The 18,034-nt window shown below is 59.9% G+C and carries 18 protein-coding genes and 1 pseudogene; 7 read left to right on the top strand and 12 right to left on the bottom strand.

Annotated features, from left to right (window positions below; genetic code table 11):
* Positions 1–63 precede the first annotated feature (63 nt).
* Both VOI21_RS10510 and VOI21_RS10505 read left to right on the top strand, forming a co-directional pair.
* Positions 64–2,004 carry a LodA/GoxA family CTQ-dependent oxidase gene (locus tag VOI21_RS10510; RefSeq protein ID WP_323769808.1) on the top strand — a complete coding sequence of 647 codons (1,941 nt, stop codon included), beginning with the start codon at positions 64–66 and terminating at the stop codon, positions 2,002–2,004.
* Entirely contained in the window at positions 2,005–3,087 is a 1,083-nt protein-coding gene (locus VOI21_RS10505) for an NAD(P)/FAD-dependent oxidoreductase (RefSeq protein WP_323769807.1), read from the top strand.
* A gap of 355 nt (positions 3,088–3,442) precedes the next feature.
* Here VOI21_RS10505 and VOI21_RS10500 read toward each other — a convergent pair whose 3' ends face one another.
* The 5 genes and pseudogenes from VOI21_RS10500 to VOI21_RS10480 all read right to left on the bottom strand — a co-directional run bounded on the left by VOI21_RS10500 (position 3,443) and on the right by VOI21_RS10480 (position 6,013).
* Positions 3,443–3,658: a hypothetical protein gene (locus VOI21_RS10500; protein ID WP_323769806.1), complete on the bottom strand. Its 216-nt coding sequence runs from the start codon at positions 3,656–3,658 to the stop codon at positions 3,443–3,445.
* A pseudogene (locus VOI21_RS10495) lies at positions 3,655–4,011 on the bottom strand (serine hydrolase); the annotation flags it as partial. The pseudogene VOI21_RS10495 and the gene VOI21_RS10500, both read right to left, overlap by 4 nt.
* Positions 4,012–4,042: 31 nt before the next feature.
* Positions 4,043–4,375: a serine hydrolase domain-containing protein gene (locus tag VOI21_RS10490; RefSeq protein ID WP_323769805.1), complete on the bottom strand. Its 333-nt coding sequence runs from the start codon at positions 4,373–4,375 to the stop codon at positions 4,043–4,045.
* A gap of 21 nt (positions 4,376–4,396) precedes the next feature.
* Positions 4,397–5,083, bottom strand: coding sequence for an aspartate/glutamate racemase family protein (locus VOI21_RS10485; RefSeq protein WP_323769804.1), 687 nt, complete (start codon positions 5,081–5,083; stop codon positions 4,397–4,399).
* Between the two features lie 9 nt (positions 5,084–5,092).
* Positions 5,093–6,013: a LysR family transcriptional regulator gene (locus VOI21_RS10480; RefSeq protein WP_323769803.1), complete on the bottom strand. Its 921-nt coding sequence runs from the start codon at positions 6,011–6,013 to the stop codon at positions 5,093–5,095.
* Positions 6,014–6,115: 102 nt separating this feature from the next.
* On the opposite strand from VOI21_RS10480, the gene VOI21_RS10475 reads away from it, so the two are divergent.
* From VOI21_RS10475 to VOI21_RS10455, 5 genes are all read left to right on the top strand, one after another.
* Positions 6,116–7,366, top strand: coding sequence for an FAD-binding oxidoreductase (locus VOI21_RS10475; RefSeq protein WP_323769802.1), 1,251 nt, complete (start codon positions 6,116–6,118; stop codon positions 7,364–7,366).
* Between the two features lie 34 nt (positions 7,367–7,400).
* Positions 7,401–8,384 carry a TRAP transporter substrate-binding protein gene (locus VOI21_RS10470; RefSeq protein WP_323769800.1) on the top strand — a complete coding sequence of 328 codons (984 nt, stop codon included), beginning with the start codon at positions 7,401–7,403 and terminating at the stop codon, positions 8,382–8,384.
* Between the two features lie 61 nt (positions 8,385–8,445).
* Entirely contained in the window at positions 8,446–9,159 is a 714-nt protein-coding gene (locus VOI21_RS10465; protein ID WP_323769799.1) for a TRAP transporter small permease, read from the top strand.
* Positions 9,156–10,469: a TRAP transporter large permease subunit gene (locus VOI21_RS10460; RefSeq protein WP_323769798.1), complete on the top strand. Its 1,314-nt coding sequence runs from the start codon at positions 9,156–9,158 to the stop codon at positions 10,467–10,469. The genes VOI21_RS10465 and VOI21_RS10460 overlap by 4 nt, the downstream gene beginning before the upstream one ends.
* Before the next feature lie 127 nt (positions 10,470–10,596).
* Entirely contained in the window at positions 10,597–11,409 is an 813-nt protein-coding gene (locus tag VOI21_RS10455; protein ID WP_323769797.1) for a hypothetical protein, read from the top strand.
* Between the two features lie 240 nt (positions 11,410–11,649).
* Here VOI21_RS10455 and VOI21_RS10450 read toward each other — a convergent pair whose 3' ends face one another.
* From VOI21_RS10450 to VOI21_RS10420, 7 genes are read right to left on the bottom strand one after another with little or no spacing between them, the layout of a single operon-like run.
* Complete coding sequence (locus VOI21_RS10450; RefSeq protein WP_323769796.1) at positions 11,650–12,534, bottom strand: dihydrodipicolinate synthase family protein; 885 nt, start codon at positions 12,532–12,534, stop codon at positions 11,650–11,652.
* A complete protein-coding gene (locus VOI21_RS10445; RefSeq protein ID WP_323769795.1) occupies positions 12,535–12,861 on the bottom strand; it encodes an L-rhamnose mutarotase in 327 nt (108 codons plus the stop codon).
* Positions 12,858–14,024, bottom strand: a complete 1,167-nt coding sequence (locus VOI21_RS10440) for an enolase C-terminal domain-like protein (protein ID WP_323769794.1) — start codon at positions 14,022–14,024, stop codon at positions 12,858–12,860. The genes VOI21_RS10445 and VOI21_RS10440 overlap by 4 nt, the downstream gene beginning before the upstream one ends.
* 5 nt (positions 14,025–14,029) lie before the next feature.
* Positions 14,030–15,082: a sn-glycerol-3-phosphate ABC transporter ATP-binding protein UgpC gene (locus VOI21_RS10435; protein ID WP_323769793.1), complete on the bottom strand. Its 1,053-nt coding sequence runs from the start codon at positions 15,080–15,082 to the stop codon at positions 14,030–14,032.
* 1 nt (position 15,083) lies between these two features.
* On the bottom strand, positions 15,084–16,241 hold the full coding sequence (locus VOI21_RS10430) for an enolase C-terminal domain-like protein (RefSeq protein ID WP_323769792.1): 1,158 nt from the start codon (positions 16,239–16,241) through the stop codon (positions 15,084–15,086).
* Positions 16,238–17,095 carry a carbohydrate ABC transporter permease gene (locus tag VOI21_RS10425; RefSeq protein WP_323769791.1) on the bottom strand — a complete coding sequence of 286 codons (858 nt, stop codon included), beginning with the start codon at positions 17,093–17,095 and terminating at the stop codon, positions 16,238–16,240. Before VOI21_RS10425 ends, VOI21_RS10430 begins: the two co-directional genes overlap by 4 nt.
* Positions 17,092–17,979 (bottom strand): sugar ABC transporter permease, encoded by an 888-nt coding sequence (locus VOI21_RS10420; RefSeq protein ID WP_323769790.1) that lies wholly within the window; start codon positions 17,977–17,979, stop codon positions 17,092–17,094. The genes VOI21_RS10425 and VOI21_RS10420 overlap by 4 nt, the downstream gene beginning before the upstream one ends.
* Positions 17,980–18,034: the final 55 nt, after the last annotated feature.

Here is an 18,034-nt window from a genome sequence, read left to right as displayed (position 1 = left end):
TCGGGTCAAACAATCGCCCGCATTGTTCGCGTTTTTTCCAACACCCCGATTAGGAGCCGTCCCATGACACCCGACCAGATTGACAGAATCGCCATTCACCCCGCGATCGGCATCGCGCGCATCGGCAATTCCGAAGACGGCTATTTCTTCGCACCAGAGGTAATCGGCGAAACTCCGAACGACCCGGACGGCTATCGCGATGCCGATGGCCGCATCAAGCGACAGGTGGCGCGGTTTCGCATCTACGCCACGATGACATCGGGCGAGGTACGCGAGATCACCGCCAAAGAGGCCGCCATCAATTGGCGCGTCGAGGTGGCGAACCTCAAGGCCGGTTGGTATGAGTTCCAGCACTGCATGGACCTGCCCCCCGAACAGGTGTTCGAGCCGCCGCAGCGCAACGCCAATTTCGACGGCGACGACCGCGAAAGGCTCAGCATCCGGCCAACCGCGCGACAGGTCTCGGGCTGCAACGCACAGGCCGAGCCGTTCAATGACGGCGACTTCTTTGGCAAGCCGATCTATCTGGGTGAGCTTCGGACAGATGAGGCCGGGCGGCTGATGTTCTTTGGCGGTCGCGGCAAATCCGAACCCATCGTGCCGGGCACCAAACCGGTCACATTTGCCAACAACCAAGGCTGGCATGATGACACCTGTGACGGGCCGGTGCGGGCCACCGTCACCATCGGCGGACAGGACTTTGAGGCCACCCCCGCCCATGTCGTTGTGGCACCGCCCAATTTCGGCCCCGGCCTGTTCAGCGTGGTTACGATGGACGACGTGGTGCGTGACCTGTTTTTCCGCGAGGGGATACTGGAGCCGCCCACCGAAACCAGCTTTACCCGAGATATCTGGCCGATCTTTGACCGGATGACAGGGCACCAGTGGGTCAACGAGGGCATCCTGCTGCTGGCAGGACAGGGTACGCCGCTGGATGCCCGCAACCCGAACGTAGTTTCGCTGCTGTGTGACCCGACGCCCGATGGCGAGGTCTTTCGCCGGAGCGTCTTCAACCTGTTCCGCGACAGCTTTACCCAGGCTCTGGACCCGGCGGCCTTGCCGCCCTTTTACGGTGACACCTATGGCGACAGGTTCCCAGACGGCAAGCTGGTGAACCCCGCGCGTGAGGACCTGTTCCTGACCCAGACGCAGTACCGGCATTTGCAAAACTGGGCGCATGGCCAGTTTCAATCGGATTGGCAGGGGATCCCGCCGATCCCCGCCTTTCACGACATCCCGGAACAGGACCGCCCCAGAGAGCTTGATCGCGCCGCCCTGCACGAATGCCTTGGCGGCCCATTCCATCCGGGGATCGAACTGACATGGCCGATGCGGCTGGCATCGATGTGGAACCCGGACATGCCGTACCGGCTGCGCCCCCTGCCCGAGGGAGAGCCCGTGCGTCAGGACTATGGCCTGAAACTCACGCGCGAACAGGCGCTGGCCTATGATGGCCCGTGGGGGCCGACCGGGGCGGGCAGCCTGACCCGCTGGATGGGGGTGCCGTGGCAAACCGATGAGGCGTCGTGCAATTCCGGCCTTGTCTACACGCCCAGCCGCTATCTCAGCTCGCCCAGTTTCTGGGGCGCGCGGGTGCCTAATCAGGTCATGCCCATCGAGGCGTACAACATCGCGATCACCCCGGGGCTGGCCCCACTTCAGGTGCAGAGGCATTTCAGCAACCGGCGCTTTTGGCTGCGCGATCTTCAGGGCACCGGCTACGCCGAGCGGATCGATAATATGGTCCATAAGTGGTGGATGACCGGACTGGTCGAAGCACACACCCCGCCCGAGGGCTCTGGCCTGCCCGATCCCTGCTTTGTCGAAACCGGCCGCGCCCCCAGCTTTTCCAGAAACGATCCCAGCCTCAAGCTGGCGCAGGATGTGATCAACCTGACCCTCGAAGAAGAAGTGCTGGCCGCCAGGGTCGAACGTCTGGAGGCCGAAGAACGCAAGGAGGTCGCACAGCCGACCGATCGCCGCTTTGGCCGTGGCGAGGTCTAGGTGAGCGATGTTCTGGTCGCGGGCGGCGGGCCTTCCGGGCTTGCCGCCGCGATTGCCTTGGCCGAACGCGGCGTCGACACCGTTGTCGTGGACAGCACCGGCGGCGTCTCAGCGCAGCGCGGCGAATTGTTGGCCCACGGCGCATTTGACATCATGGGCCGCCTTGGGCTGGCGCATGTCCTGACGTCGTCCTTACGGATCGAGGATGTCGTCAGCCGGTGGGGGGGCGCACGGACACAGGCCCATGACGGCGTGCCCGGTCTGGGGTTTCACGGCTGGGGCATCGACCGACAGGCGCTGTCGCTTGCGATGCTGGACCGGGTGAAGGGGTTGGGCCTTTCGGTTCTCAAAGCCCGGATCACCGCCCATGACCAAACAGCCGACGGATGGCGGGTCGAGGCCGCGGGCGCATCTGGCCCACAGGTGCTGCACGCCCGCTATCAGATCGACGCAACCGGACGGCCCGCAGCGATTGCACGGCGGCAGGGTGCGACGTTGTTACAAGACACCGACCTTGTCGCGGTCCTGTGGCACAGCGCCCAGCGCGGTTCGGCGCACATGCAGGCCGAGGCAACGGGCCAAGGATGGTGGTACGCCGTGCCTTATGCCGCAGGCCGGACCGTCGGCTTTGTCACCAGTGCCGCAACCGCTAAATCGATCAACTCCTCCGCCCCTGCATTTCTGGCAGAGTCGGAAGATACGTTGGATCTGGTTTCGACAAACCACCTCTCCCGGCCCACCGCCTTGATGGACTGCCGCAGCGCGCTGCTCGACAAGATGTCCGGCACGGGCTGGCTCGCCACTGGAGACGCGGCGGCAGCCTTTGATCCGATTGCCTCTCAGGGGCTGTTCAACGCGCTGTCGGGTGGGTTTTTCGCCGGTCACGCCACCGCAGATGTCCTGTCCGGCGATCCGGACGCTGCACTGGTCTATGAGGCGCTGGCCGCCCGCACTGCTGAGCGAACCCACACTATGACCCACCTGCAATACGCCGCCCGTCCCTGCGATACGCACTTTTGGCGTGAACGATCCGGACCTTTGGGGACCACTGCGCCCGCCGTCCGCAAAGATGCGTTTGGATGACCGGTCCGGTGCCAGTCATACTGCATCAGTAGGCGCGCATCACCTGCCCTTGTTTGGTCTGATCTACGAGCATTGGACCTGAAAGGCGTTTTCGCGTTATTGCTCCACCCCGCCATTCATGGCGGGACGGCACGCCGCCCCTGCCCGTTCCTGTGCCCGCCCCCCCCTCAGGCGCCGGCCACCGCCTGATAAACCGCGCGCTCGAAGGCGAGGAAACCTCCGAAAGAGACGCCATCGGCAAATGGCAGAATTTGCGTCGCCCAGTAACCGCCGATGCCATTGGTCCGGTCAATCCAATAATTACTGTTGGCCAGCCCGACCCAGCCGATGGACCCGCGGGGCGGCCTGTCGTGGCCTATTCGGAATTGATCATAAAGGTGTAGGACCCGTCCCTTTTCAGACCGGACCAGAATTCCACGTCGTTGGATAGCGACTGGATCATGGCCGGCAGCATGGCGACCTTCTGCGGTGGCACCAGCGCCGCTTTGACGACCCGTTCCACCGTCTCGGATTTCAACACGCGGCCACGTGGACCATTGCCATCGTTCAGCCACATGCGGATGGACTTCATGTACTCAAGCACCAAGCCATAACGGCCATGCCCGCCCATATCGTTCTTTGAATATCCGGCATAGCAAACTCATCCTTCAGGGTGACGCTCCCGTCTTCGCTACGGGCGTGGATCATCGCCGTCCGCGCCTTCATCGCGTCGGTGCGGGTAGCGGCGATATCGTCCATTTGCGGAGGTTTGAAAACACGCTCGCCCATGCCCTCGCCAAGCCGTTTGCCACGATTACCGTCGACCACCTGCCCCTCCCAGTCGGTATTGCTGTCGTACTCCAAATCCGTGCCGGGATCGAACAGCATCGGTGTCTCGGTGGACGCCTGCGATGTCGTGGCCGCAGAGGGCTGGCCGTGCTCTTCGGCCTTTCGCCTGAAGGCTAGGTTGAAACCGTCATGGCCAAAGCCTCCGGTGTAGCAGCATCAACTGCCGCGTGGTGACATCGGTCTTTGGGTCCCTCATACGGGGTGAGCCGTCCGCGTCAAACCCTTTGATGACCTGCAGCCTGCCGATGGCCAGAGCGTAGCCCTTGGCCGGTGCGTCGAGGTCCAGCAGCCTCTCTTCGACACACTGTAACGTGGTGGCGTCGGCGATGCTCTTGGTGGTCGAGAAGATGGCAAAGACCGTATCTTCGGTTATTGGGTCGCCGCCAAGCCGCCGTTCCCTTGCGACTGTCGAAACAGTTGGCCCCCTGTCATTCGGCGACTGTGAATGGTGGACCGGCAAAGCCGGTGCGGTCCTCCCCTTTCAAAAACGAGGCGGGGCCAAACCCGCGTGAAACCAATTGAGAAAACTAACCACAGAGTAGACGGGACGCCCCGTGGCTTTGGAAACGTCTTCGGCATAGGGAGCCATATTGGTGCACTCCAGAACAATCGCGCCTATGTTCTCGGTGGTTTCGACAAGTGTCTTGCCGGCCTCAATCATCTCTCTGCGACAAGCCTCAAAGTCCATTGATGGGAGATCTTGGAAAATTGCGCTTGCAAATGCACCGTCGCGGGGCAGCCCTGTCACGTCAGTATCCGGGCGTGCACCCACGGCGCAAAGATGTGCCGCGCTGAGGCTTTCCTTCGAAATTGTCAGGACCCCGGCGTATTGACCATTCGGCAGCAGCGCCTCGATCATCGGAAGTTGCATGAGGGGTGAACTGGCAAAGGGCACACCGATGGCCTCTTTGAGCTCTGCTTGCATAAGCGACAGAAATCCGCAGGAGGTTGTCAGCCCAATACAGCCTTCGGCCACAAGCGCGCGCCCGACTTTGACAAAGTCGTCGAACAGGTCCCGCGGATCGTCCAAGACGACTTTCCGGGCGCTGGCCCGACCAACTTTGCGCATAAGAACCGGGAAATCCCACGTGCCCTCATGGCCGATATCCCCCGGCGGGCGAGGGAAGTTTGTTTCAAGCATAAGGATGCCAACGGCGGCTCGTGTCATGTTGCGTCCTTATCTTGCGCGCACGATCGGCTTTTTTTCGGCCGTGTAGGGTTGGAGTTCTGCCAGCAGCAAAGCAAGGAATTCCTTGCCCAGTTGTGAGAGAGGGCGGGTGCCAGACGTGATCACAGCCATGTCCATCATGATCGGTGGTTCAAACCGGCGCGCGACAAAGCGGTTGTCATGGTCAAACTCCAGCCCAAACGGATCAATCAAAGCGACCCCCATGCCCTCTTTCACAAAGGCCAGAAGGTTCTTGAACAGATGCGAATGCACTCTTGCCTTCAAGGATACGTCTGCGCGCTCAAATGTCTCGCGCAATCGCCGCTGAGTTATGTGATCCGCCCCCATCACAAGAAACGGCTCATCCCTCAAACGCACTGGTGTTACCACATCATGGTGCCTGAGAGGGTTGTCCCTGTGCAGCGCGATCTGCGTTTCGACCTGAAAGGGAAAGTAATGCAGCGTGTCATACAAAATAGGCATTTCGGTAATGCCGATTTCAAAAAGCCCCGACAAAACCCATTCCTGGATTTTTGAACTGTACTGCGACTGGAACGAAATGTTCATGTCCGGTTTGTTCTTTGAAAACTCGGCGATGATCTTGGGAACGAACCCGAAAGAGATCGAATGCTGAGACGCAATCTGTAGCTGCCCCGCCTGCTTGTTTTGTAAGTCAACGACGGTTTGCGTGACGCGGTCCAGTCCTCGGACCATCGTGTCGACCTCGCGGTGCAAAAGTTCTGCCTCTGGCGTCGGGACAAGGCGACTGTGCAAACGCTCGAACAAGGTCAGCCCCGTCTCGCGTTCAAGCTGGGACAGCAAATTGGAAATGCCCGGCTGCGAAATTCCCAACGCTTCGGCGGCACCGGTCACGGTGCCGGCCTCAACGACGGCATGAAAAGCCTGAAGTTGTCTAAAACGGAGTCGCATGCGCCCTGCATCATTTCAAGTGATGCCGATGCTATAAATTAATATTGGAAATGATACCAACTGATTGTTAGCGTGACCCCAGCCTTGAGGGAACGCTGCCTGATGACGTCTGAGCATATAGTGATCATTGGTGCCGGCATTGTTGGCGCTTCGACAGCGATTTGGCTTCGCCGCGCAGGATACGAGGTCACGCTTCTGGACAAGGGCGAACCCGGCATGGGCGCGTCCTATGGGAACGGTGGCATACTTGCGAGTTGCTCCATCGTGCCCGTGACCGGACCGGGCCTGCTACGGAAAAGCCCGCGATACCTTGCCGACCCGAATTTTCCGCTGTTCATGCGCTGGGGCTACTTCCCCAAACTCGTTCCGTGGCTGATAAAATACATGTCGCACGCCAATGAGGCCGACACGCGACGTATCAGCCAAGGGCTCACAACGATCGTTGCAGACAGTCTGGAGCAACATCAGGCTTTGACTGCCGGAACCAATGCCGCAAAGTGGGTGCAGGAAAGCGCGTACAGCTTTGCCTACCCGGATCGAAAGGCTTTTGAGGCTGATGGGTTCGCTTGGGCCCTGCGCCGCGAAGCAGGCTTTGTGCCGTCGTTCATCGAAGGCGATGCCGTGCAAGAGGCCGAGCCGATCCTGGGCCGCGCAACCCGGTTCTTGGCTGTACTCAAGAACCACGGATTCATCCTGAACCCCGGCGCATATGTAAAAGACCTCGTGACGCTGTTCGAAGGCTCGGGGGGCAAGTTTGTGCGGGCCGAGGTCAAGGATTTCGAGCTTTCAGGCGGGCAGGTGAGCGCCGTGGATACCAACGTTGGACGCATACACTGTGACAAGGCAGTCATCTCGTCGGGCGTCTGGTCAAAGCCGTTGATGCAGAAACTGGGCCTCAACGTGCCACTTGAGGCAGAGCGTGGCTATCACATCCTCTTCAAAGGGCCGAGTGCAAAGCCCAACAATCCGATGATGCTGACCGCGGGCAAGTTTGTGGCCACGCCGATGGAACAAGGACTGCGCTGTGCCGGTGTGGTGGAGTTTGGGGGACTTAGCGAAAAACCGTCAAAAGCGCCACTGAAACTGTTGCGTCGCAAGGTGCAGCAGACGTTTCCAAATCTCACATATGACAGCGACGAAGAGTGGCTTGGCTTTCGTCCGGCGCCCGCAGACAGCCTGCCGCTGATCGGACAGCTTGGCGAAACTGGTGTCTTTACGGCCTTTGGGCACCACCACATCGGAATGACGGGCGGGCCGAAGACCGGCCGCCTTGTCGCCAACATGATCACGCAGGCCCATACCAACCACGATATGCGCCCGTTTGCGCCAATGCGCTTTACAGCGGGCCGCTAACCAAGAAACGTGCACTTACTCAGGGAGAGATAAAATGGATGCATTCACCAAGACACTCAGCACAACTGCAACGGCGGTAGCACTAGCGATCGCAGGCTCGGCTGCCACAGCCGAAAAATGGGACATGCCCATGGCCTACGCAGCAACCAACTTTCATTCAGAGATGGGTGTTGTCTTCGCGGATAAGGTTCGGGACTACACAGGCGGCGAAATCGACATCACCGTTCATCCCGGCGGCTCGCTTTTCAAAGGCGGCGAGATCAAGCGCGCTGTACAAACCGGTCAGGCCCCGATTGGCGAACGGTTCATGTCCGCGCACGCCAACGAAGCGCCGCTTTTGGGTTGGGACAATGTCCCGTTTGTCGCTGCCAGCTACGACACCAACGAAAAGCTCTGGCAAGCGGCCAAAGACAAGGTGAACGCCCAACTGGCAGATCAGAACCTTGTCACGCTCTACACCTGCCCGTGGCCGGGCCAAGGTTTCTACTTCGACAAAGAAGTGAAGTCGGTCGACGATACGCAAGGCGTAAAGTTCCGGTCGTACAACACGGCAACCGCGACCTTTGCCGAAGAACTGGGCATGATCCCCGTGCAAGTCGAAGCCGCAGAATTGAGTCAGGCTTTGGCAACCGGCGTGGCCGAAGCCTTTATTTCGTCCGGGTCCACCGGCTATGACCGCAAGGTGTGGGAACACCTGAGCCATTACTACAAGGTCAACGCATGGCACCCGCGCAACTATGTGATGGTCAACAAGGGCATCTGGGATGGCTTGTCCGCCGAAACCCAGGCCGCCGTCCAGAAAGCGGCTGACGAAACCGGTGCGGCCTGCGCGGCCAAATCCGCCGAGCTCGCCAACTGGTACTTCGAACAGCTTGAAGCCAACGGTATGACGGTCGAAGACGCCAGCCCCGAGTTCCTCGCAGAGCTTGAGCGCATCGGCGCCAAGATGAAGGACGACTGGGTCGCGGCCGCAGGCGACGACGCCAAGGCCATCCTCGACGCATACGAGGCCAACTAAAGGCCATGGCGGCGACCCTTCTTGATGAAGGGTCGCCACAAATAATTCCGGGGAAGCTTTGATGAGAGATTGGCAACCGTTTCTGGGGCTGCCCTTATGGGTTTGGCTGTTCGTTTTTCCAACGCTGCTGGCCCTTTATTGTCTTTGGCAGGGTCCCAAAGCCGCAGCGCTGTTGACGCCAGTCTGGAAATTGCTCGACAAGGTCTACAAGGCCGCTGGCATCCTTGCCGCGTGCTTTATGGTGTTGATCCTGCTGCTTATCATCGGACAGATGGTTGCGCGGTGGTCCAACCTTACCTTTCCCGGATCGACTGAATATGCAGGCTATGCGATGGCCGCGACCTCTTTTTTCGCTCTGGCCTATACACTCACCCAAGGCGGGCATATCCGCGTCTCGGTTTTGCTCAATCTCAATGAACATACCAAGTTCTGGCTCGACGCGGTGGCCATGTTGATTGCGGCTGTCACGGCGACCTATTTTGCCCGCTATGCGATCAAGACCAACATCATGTCCGAGATGCTCAATGATCGCACACAGGGACAGGATCTGGTCCCTGAATGGGTGCTGACTGTTTTTGCTATGTTTGCGACCTCCCCCGCCAAATGGGCAGAGTTGTGGGACAAAACCGGCCCCGAATGGGTCTATACACCTGTGTGGTTACCACAGTTGCCCATGTCGATCGGCACCGTGCTGCTGGCCATCGCGATATGGGATTACCTCACCCGCCTCCTTGCCTTGCGGGAAAGTCAAATTCACGGGGAGGTTCTGGAATGAGCGAGATATACGCAACAGTCCTCTTTTTGTTTGTTCTGTTCGCGCTGTTGGGGGGATCGGTCTGGATCGGCCTAGCATTGATGGGCGTCGCGTGGATCGGCATGGAGCTTTTCACATCGCGCCCCGCGGGCGATGCGATGATCACGACCATATGGACAGGGTCCGCCAGTTGGACCCTGACGGCGTTGCCCCTGTTTATCTGGATGGGAGAGATCCTGTATCGCACCCGATTATCGCAGGACATGTTCCGGGGATTGGCCCCTTGGATGCGGTTTTTGCCGGGCGGATTGCTGCACACCAACATCGCGGGGTGCACGATCTTTGCCGCCGTCTCGGGATCGTCTGCGGCGACGCTGAACATGGTCGGCAAAATGTCGATCCCCGAGCTGCGCAAGCGCGGCTACCCGGAATTCATGATCATCGGAACGCTGGCGGGGGCCGCGACACTGGGCCTGATGATCCCTCCATCGCTCACACTGATCGTTTATGGCGTCACGATTAATGAAAGCATCACCAAGCTGTTTATGGCAGGTGTCTTTCCGGGCCTCGTACTAGCGGGGCTGTTCATGCTCTACATCGTGTTCTGGCACTTCATCTACAAAGACCAGCGCCCCGAGCCTGAGCCCGCCATCCCGCTGAGCAAACGTCTGGCCGAAAGCCGCTTTCTGCTGCCACTTTTCGGGCTGGTGTTTGTCGTCATCGGATCAATGTATCTGGGCTATGCCACCGCGACAGAGGCCGCCGCCGTCGGTGTGGTCGGGGCGCTCGCCCTGTCAGCGATGCAAGGCTCGCTGGATTGGACGACGTTCAAAGAGGCCCTGATGGGGGCCACGAAAACCTCTGCCATGATCGCCTTCATTCTGATGGGCGCCGCCTTCCTGTCGCTCTCTATGGGCTTTACCGGGCTGCCGCGTGCCCTCGCTGAACTGATCGACAGCTATAACCTGTCACCGGTGGCGCTGATCGCCGTGTTGACGGTGTTCTACCTGATCCTCGGCATGTTCATGGACGGGCTGTCCTCTGTCGTCCTGACAATGGCGATCGTCGAACCGATGATCCGAAGCGCCGGTATCGATGTGATCTGGTTCGGTATTTTTCTAGTTGTGGTCATCGAAACCGCACAAGTCACACCGCCCATCGGGTTCAATCTCTTTGTACTGCAAGGGATGACCCGACATGAGATCGGCTATATCGCCAAAACAGCGATCCCTATGGTTGGCCTTATGCTTTTGATGGTGGTGATCCTTGTGGTCTGGCCAGAACTGGCGACATGGCTGCCGGACAACATCCGCAAGGGACCCGGAGGCTAAACCGCTGCTCACATCACTGGGGTTCTTTGCCCGCCACGGACGCTTTGTTTTGGTGGCCGGGCTTGTTGCCGGACTAGTCCTGCCGCAAGTGGCGCTGGCGCTGCGCCCATGGCTTAGCGAACTGGTCTTGGTCCTGCTGTTTCTCACGGCGTTCCGTGTCGGCCTGCCCGCCGCAAAGCAAGGGTTCGGCCATGCACGGGAAACGCTCGCCGTCGTGCTGGCCTATCAATTGGCCCTGCCTTTGCTCTGTGTCGGGACTTTCGCCCTGTTCGGACTGGCGCAAAGCCCGGTGGCCATCGCACTGACGCTTATGTTTGCGGCCCCCTCTGTCACAGGAAGCCCGAATATGTCGGTCATGCTTGGCCATAGACCGGAACCCGCGTTTCGGTTGTTGATACTTGGCACATTGATACTGCCCCTCACCATCATTCCCATCTTCTGGCTTTCTCCAGAGTTGGGAAGCCTGCAAGCCGCAATCGAGGCCGCCGCGAGACTGGGCCTGTCGATTTCTGCTGTGGTCGCATTGGCCTTTGCAGGTCGCGCGTTTGTCAGACCCGACATGAGCACGACCGAGCTTCAAGCCGTTGACGGTGTGACATCGCTCGCCCTTGTCGTGATTGTTGTTGGGTTGATGAGCGCCGTTGCGCCCGCGATCTCCGCAGAGCCGTGGCGTCTTGCAGGCTGGATGCTTGTGGCCACGGGCGCGAACTTTGGGATGCAACTTCTGGCCTACGCGGCACAGCGTTTCTTGGGAATAGGCGAAAACGCTGCTCCCAACGCCTTGGTTGCGGGGAACCGAAATGTTGCGCTGTTTCTTGTCGCGTCAAGCGCGACCCAATCTGAAGAGTTCCTAATGTTTCTGGGGTGTTACCAATTCCCTATGTATCTCACTCCGATCATAATGCGCCCGGTTTTCCAGGGACCCGCACAATCTTGCTGACGCAATATCTACGGTGTCCTGGGCTCAGGGCCAATTGTTCCCTTGACGATCTCTGCGTTCGGGACCCGCCATGGCAATGGCCCCTCCAGCCGGTGTCGAATTGTGCAGTCATGATGTTTTCAGGAAGCAGACCAAAAGCTACTATTCTTCGTGGCCGCTGACAGCGGAGCCGAAAGTGTCTTTGTCAGATGCGGTTTCACGCAGATACCCACATCTGTAACTGCGTCAGACCCGGTTTGCCTAGAAAAGCTGTTCCAGCAAGGCGTCGATTTCTAGCTGGGTGATCCCATCGATACCGCAGGTCGGAGACCGGACAAAGGCTGTGGCGATCACTCCGCGACGTTGCAATATCTGCTTGTGGACATGGTAAAACAGGTCCCCGTCCTGCGCGGCCAGCCGGTTGATCGCCATGATGCGGGAATCGAACCGTTCACGGGCGGCTCCTGCCCTGTCGGAGGTCAGGTCATCCCAGACCGCCACGAAATCCTCTGGCTGGCTGCAGAAGGGCATGGTGCCCCGTGCGCCACGGCAGAACTCTTCAATCATGTAGCTGCCACCGGCACCGCCAATCACGGTCAACTGCCCGGCCACCTTGTCTGCCATGCGGAGAACCTGCGGGACTGTCGGCAGGGTCTCCACCTTGATGGCCGCGGTGCGGTGTGCGTGCAGAACGATCCGGCGGGCCATTTCTGCACCTATGGGGGCCTGCGGGACGTCCTGCAAGATAATGGGCAGAGTCGTGGCCGCATCGATCCTTTCAAATAGATCCAAAACCGCCTCAGGTCCGGTGGGCATGAACGACACCGGGTAAATCATCAACCCATCCGCGCCCAACTCTTCTGCCCGGCGCGCCTGCGCAACCGCGATATCGGTCCCCGGAGCCGAAGAGTTCATGACCACCGGAACGCGTCCCTTCACCGTGTCGACCACAAGCTTCAGCACCAGATCGCGTTCGTCACCGGTCAGCTTGAAGATTTCGCTGCCCAGAGCGATGCCTAGCCCGTGAACACCGGCGGCAATATTGAACTCGACAAGGCTTTGCAGGCTGTCGGTGTCAATCCGGCCCTGGGCGTCGAACGGAGTGACGAGGATCGGGATGATCCCCTGAAAATCGGTCATCGGCATTCAATGATCCTTTGGCAGTGTGGCAGCATGGAAGGCGAAGACATCTTCGACCTCGGTTTGAATCGGGCGACTGTCGGGGTGACATTCCATCAGCGGTTCCATCGCCGCCCACCAACGCCACTGGATTGGGTCCGGTTCAGAAACGGCAGCAGGCTCGTCCCGGTCCTGAATCGCGATCAGCGTCAGGCCGTGGCGGTGAATGGTGAAATTGCGGATGCCACTGGCACGCATCAGATCCAGCAATTCGGGCCAGATCGCGTCGTGCCGGGCCTTGTATTCGGCCTCGCATCCCGGTTTCAGGGTCATCAACCAGACACGCCGGATCATGCCGCCGCCAGCCGGTTGTCATGGATGTAGTCCCAGAGGATGTCGTACCCCAGCCCCGCTCCTTGCGGCAGAGGGATCATCCCATCGGCATCCATCGGGTCACAGTTGGCACGCAGATAGGGGTGCGGTGCATCGTAATCGACGCCGGGGGCCAACAAGCCCTTTTCGTAGTATTCGCTGGTGTCCTCAGACGTGGCCCCCATCGCGTGCAGGTTGCCCCATCCCGCCATGTGGATTTCGCATTTGATGCCGTAGGCCTCACAGACCACGGCGGTTTTGCGACAGCCGGTCAACCCGCCACGCCGCACGTCCATACGGCTCATGTCGGACGCACCGCGCAGGATCCATTCAGCGCGGGTGAACACGCCGCCAGCGGCGATTTCCGGTGCCAAAATCGGGATGGACAGTTCACGGCAGAGCCGAACATAGCTTTCGACGCGGTATTCGGGCATCGGATGCTCGAACCAGTAGAAGTCCAGCTTTTCCAGTTCGCGCCCGACTTTGATGGTCTCCTCGAGTGTGTGATAGGTGCCCCAAACATCGTACATCAGCACCATGTCCGGCCCGACGGCCTCTCGCACCAAATGGCAGGTCTCGATGTCGGCCTTGATATTAGAGGGCCGACCGGGTGTTGGCTGGCCCGTTTCCGGGTTCCAGAAGTAGTGTGGATGGATCTTGTAGGCGGTGTACCCCTCGGCCTGACAGGCCAGCGCGTGATCGGCATAGACCTGCGGTGATCCGATGTTGGGATAGGTCGAGGCATAGGCCTTGACCTTATCGCGCGCCCCGCCCATCACCTTGTACACCGGCTGGCCGAAAGCCCGGCCAGCCAGATCCCACAAGGCCAGATCGACAACGCTGGCGACGACTTCGGGAATGTTGGCCACCCAAAGCCATTTCCAAATCATTTCCCGGTCGAAAGGATCCTGCCCTACGAGCAGGCTCTTGATCCGACCGGTCAGCATCTGTTGCTCGACCATGTTCAGCCCGTCCTGATCACCGTGTTTGCCACCGCCAAAAAAATAGCCGGTCAACCCTTCGTCGGTGTCGATGCAGGTCACGGTCTGAAGCACCTCCGCCCGTGGGATCAGCCGACCGTGGCCAATATCCCATCGGTCGGCATAGGTGCGAAAGGGGACGACCCGTACATCCGTGATACGCATCAGGGTCAGCCCAGCCGCGCACCGGTTGCCGCATCAAAGGCGTGCAGCCGCCCCGCTTCGACGGTCAGATGCTGGGTGTCGCCGTGTTTCAGGTTGACCCTGTCGCGTGTCGAGACCAGCGCCGAATGTCCGGCAAGATCGACGACGAACTGGATTTCGGCCCCGGTCGGCTCTACCACGGTGACCCGTGCAGGCGTGCCGTGGTCGGACAGGATAAAGTGTTCTGGCCGCACCCCGGCGGTAAAGACCTGACCCTCAGTCAGCTCTGCGGGCGCCGGGGCCAACACAGCGCCATTCTCCATCACCGCCTGCCCGTTCTGCACTTTGCACGGCAGGAAGTTCATCGCCGGAGAGCCGATAAACCCTGCGACAAAGCGGTTTGCCGGACGGTCGTACAATTCCAACGGTGCGCCAACCTGTTCGACATGCCCGTCCTTCATCACCACGATCTTGTCGGCCATGGTCATCGCTTCGATCTGGTCATGCGTGACGTAGACGATGGTGGTGCCAAGACGCTGGTGCAATTCCTTGATCTCGGCACGCATCTGCACGCGCAGGGCGGCGTCCAGATTGGACAGCGGTTCGTCAAACAGGAACACCTTGGGGTCGCGCACAATGGCGCGGCCCATGGCGACGCGCTGGCGCTGTCCGCCCGACAATTGCTTGGGGAAGCGGTCAAGCATCGGCGTCAGGCTGAGGATCTCGGCGGCCTTGCGGACCTTTGCGTCGATCTCGGCCTTGCCGACCTTCGCCATCTTCAGGGCAAACCCCATGTTCTGGGCGATATTCATATGCGGGTAGAGCGCATAATTCTGGAATACCATCGCGATATCCCGGCTCTTGGGGTGCAGGTGTACGATGCTGGATCCGTCAATGGCGATTTCGCCGCTGCTGATGGTCTCCAACCCGGCGAGTGAGCGCAGCAGCGTGGACTTGCCGCAGCCCGAGGGGCCGACCAGAACGACGAATTCGCCGTCAGAGACATCAAGATCTATGCCGTGAAGAACCTCAACGGCACCATAGGATTTGCGAATTTCACGAAGTGCGACTGAACCCATGTCAGACCTCCTTCAAAAGGTTTGTGGCGCTATGGCCATCGAAGTGTTGTGCGATGTTGGCGGGTGGCTGGTTCCCGGCGACGCTGGCGGGAACGCAAACGCGGCCCGCGCGGAAGACCGGCGATGCCCCCATCAACCCGTAAAGAGACGACCCTTCGCCGCGATCCACGAATTCGACCACGGGATCGGACTGTCGCGCCGCTGCCATGGCCAGCGCCCAAGGTTGTTCGCAGGTGTTGTGCAGGATCACCGGCACATCGGCCTGCCGCGCCATATCGAGGATGCGCAAGCATTCGGTGATGCCCCCGGCCCAGGCGACATCCGGCTGCAGGATGTCGACAAGGCCTTCGCGGATCAGTTCGGCACAGTCCCAGCGCGTAAAGCAGAAGTTGCCAAGGGCAAGGCGTGTCTGGCTTCCAATCTCTGCCTTTAGCCGGCGCAGGCCCTCCATGTCGTAGGGCGGCAGTGGATCTTCAATCCAGTAGAGATCGTGCTGGGCAGCCGCCTCGGCGAACCGCAGGGTATAGTCGGCGTCCCAAGCCATGAACGAATCCAGCATAATACGGCCTTGCGGCCCCGCCGCTTCGCGGAACGTGCGCATGTAGTCGACATTGGCCTGAAATCCATGTTCGCCCGCATCCGGGCCAAAAGGCATCGCAGCCTTCAAGCCCCACCAAGCATCGCCCCCATTCGCCTCTGGCTGTGGCGTCGTGCAATAAACCGGCAGGTCGGTTGCCGTGCCGCCAAGCGCCGTGATCAGGGGAACGCCAAGGGTCTTGGCGTGCAGATCCCACAGCGCGATATCAACCCCGGCCACGGCCATCATCGAAAACCCTGATCGATCACACGGCAGCAAAGAGTTGAACATCTGGTCCCAGACATCTGCGATGTCATGGACCATTGTCCCCTCGACCAGGCGCGAAAGGTGTTTATCGATGATCAGCGCAACGATCTCACCGCCGTTTGTGCAGGACCAACCGACGACACCATCATCGGATTCAACCCGCACAAAGACCTTCTTGCTTGGCCACATCCAACTGGACCGGTTCTCACCAAACTGGGGCCAGCGGGACATGGGAGAGGCGACGCGGCTGGTCTGCAACTTTTGCGTCTGAAACCCGCAGTCAACAGCGCGGGCCTGAATGGATGTGATCCTCATCCTTTCACCGCCCCGGCCAACAGGCCGCGTGTGAAATAGCGTTGACCAAAGAAGAACACGACCATGATCGGCATCGCCACCAAGGAGGCAGCTGCGCCAACGCGGTTGAACTCGATGGTGAACAGTTCGACAAAGCTGGCCAAACCGATGGTGACGGTCTTGTTGTCAGAGCTTTCCATCAAGATCGACGCGAAGGCAAATTCGCTCCATGCGCCGACAAAGTGCCACATGGCGGCCGTGATCAGCGCGGGCGTGGCAAGTGGAAGCACGATCCTGACCATGCTTTGCAACCGGCTGGCGCCGTCCATCATCGCAGATTCTTCCAACTCGAACGGGATTTCACGCAGCGAAGACGCGATGATCCAGGTCGCGAACGGCAGGCCGAAGGCGGAATAGAGCAGGATCAGGCCCAACAGGGAGTCCTGCAGGTTCAGCGAGTTCATAAGTCGATAGGTCGGCAACAAAAGCGCTGCGCCCTGAAACATACGGCTGATCAACAGTCCGCCCAGGATCAGGTCCCGCCCCGGGAAATGCAGCCGGCTAAAGGCATAGCCCGCGAGCGTCCCAAAGATCAGCACCAGAACCGTCGAACTGACCGCGACGATAAAGCTGTTCGAGATCAGCGTGGGCCAGCGCAGCAGTTGGCTGGACTGCGAATTGGCGTCGAACAGGGCAGTGTATGCCTCGATCGTCGGGGCTTGCGGCCAGAAGGTCAGTGGCAGGCTGGCCAGTTCTCCGGTCGTCTTGAAGGAGGCCAGCACCAGCCAGAAGATCGGGAATAGAACATAGGCGGCAATGATGGCCCCGACCAGGCTGAGACCCAACCAGTATAGGGGGCGCGATGACTCGTTCATTTGCTTCCTCCCGCGGCCCAGGACCGGCGGTTGATGTAAAGGTAAAGGCCGACGACACACATCAGGAAGGCAAGATTGACGACCGACATGGCCGACCCGACGCCCCAGTTGAAGAACGTAAAGCTCTGCTGATAGATGTACGTCGACATGATCTGGCTGGCGTTTGCGGGACCGCCGCCGGTCATGACCCAAGGCAGGGTGAATTCGGCAGTGATCCAGATCATCGAGATCACCGTTACGGCCGTCAGCGAAAAGGCAATGTTCGGCAGGATCACGTTGCGGAACCGTTGCAGGCCGTTTGCGCCGTCCATGCGGGCCGCTTCGATCTGTTCAGCCGGAACCGACCGGATCGCCGCGCAGAGGATCAAAGCGACCAAGGGCATCTTTCGCCAGACCAGCACGATCACCAGCATCCACATCACAAGGGTCGGATCGCCCAGAAACGAGATGGGCTTTTCGGTCAGTCCGGTGCGGGTGAACGCATCACCAATCACGCCCACCTGTCCGTGCAGCATCCATTTCCACGCCATGGCCGTCACCACGTCCGGCAAGACCCAAGGCAGAAGGATCAGCGCCCGCAGGCCTGCGGTCATCTTGGAATCGATGGCCAGATAGGTGCCCACGGCAAGACCGGTGAGGACACAGAAAAACGTCCCGCCCAGAATCCAGATCGCCGTGTTCTTGACCACGGTCAGGAAGACGGGATCGGCCCAGAGGGCGCGGAAGTTCGTCAAGGTGCCGAACCCGCGCTCTTGCCCCATTACAAACTGGGTGAGGCTAAGCGTGGCGACGTCCCACGTCGGCCCAAGCACAAAGGCAAGGACCGCGGCGACGACCGGAAGGATCATGAAATAGGCAAGCCATACGTCACTGCGACGATTCATCGTTTGGCCTTTCGAATGGGATTGGGGTGCGCAGGTGCCGTCAGGCGGCCCGCGT

The sequence above is a fragment of the Antarctobacter sp. genome, assembly GCF_034670325.1.
Classification (GTDB): domain Bacteria; phylum Pseudomonadota; class Alphaproteobacteria; order Rhodobacterales; family Rhodobacteraceae; genus Antarctobacter.
This window is presented reverse-complemented; position numbering and strand designations above follow the sequence as displayed.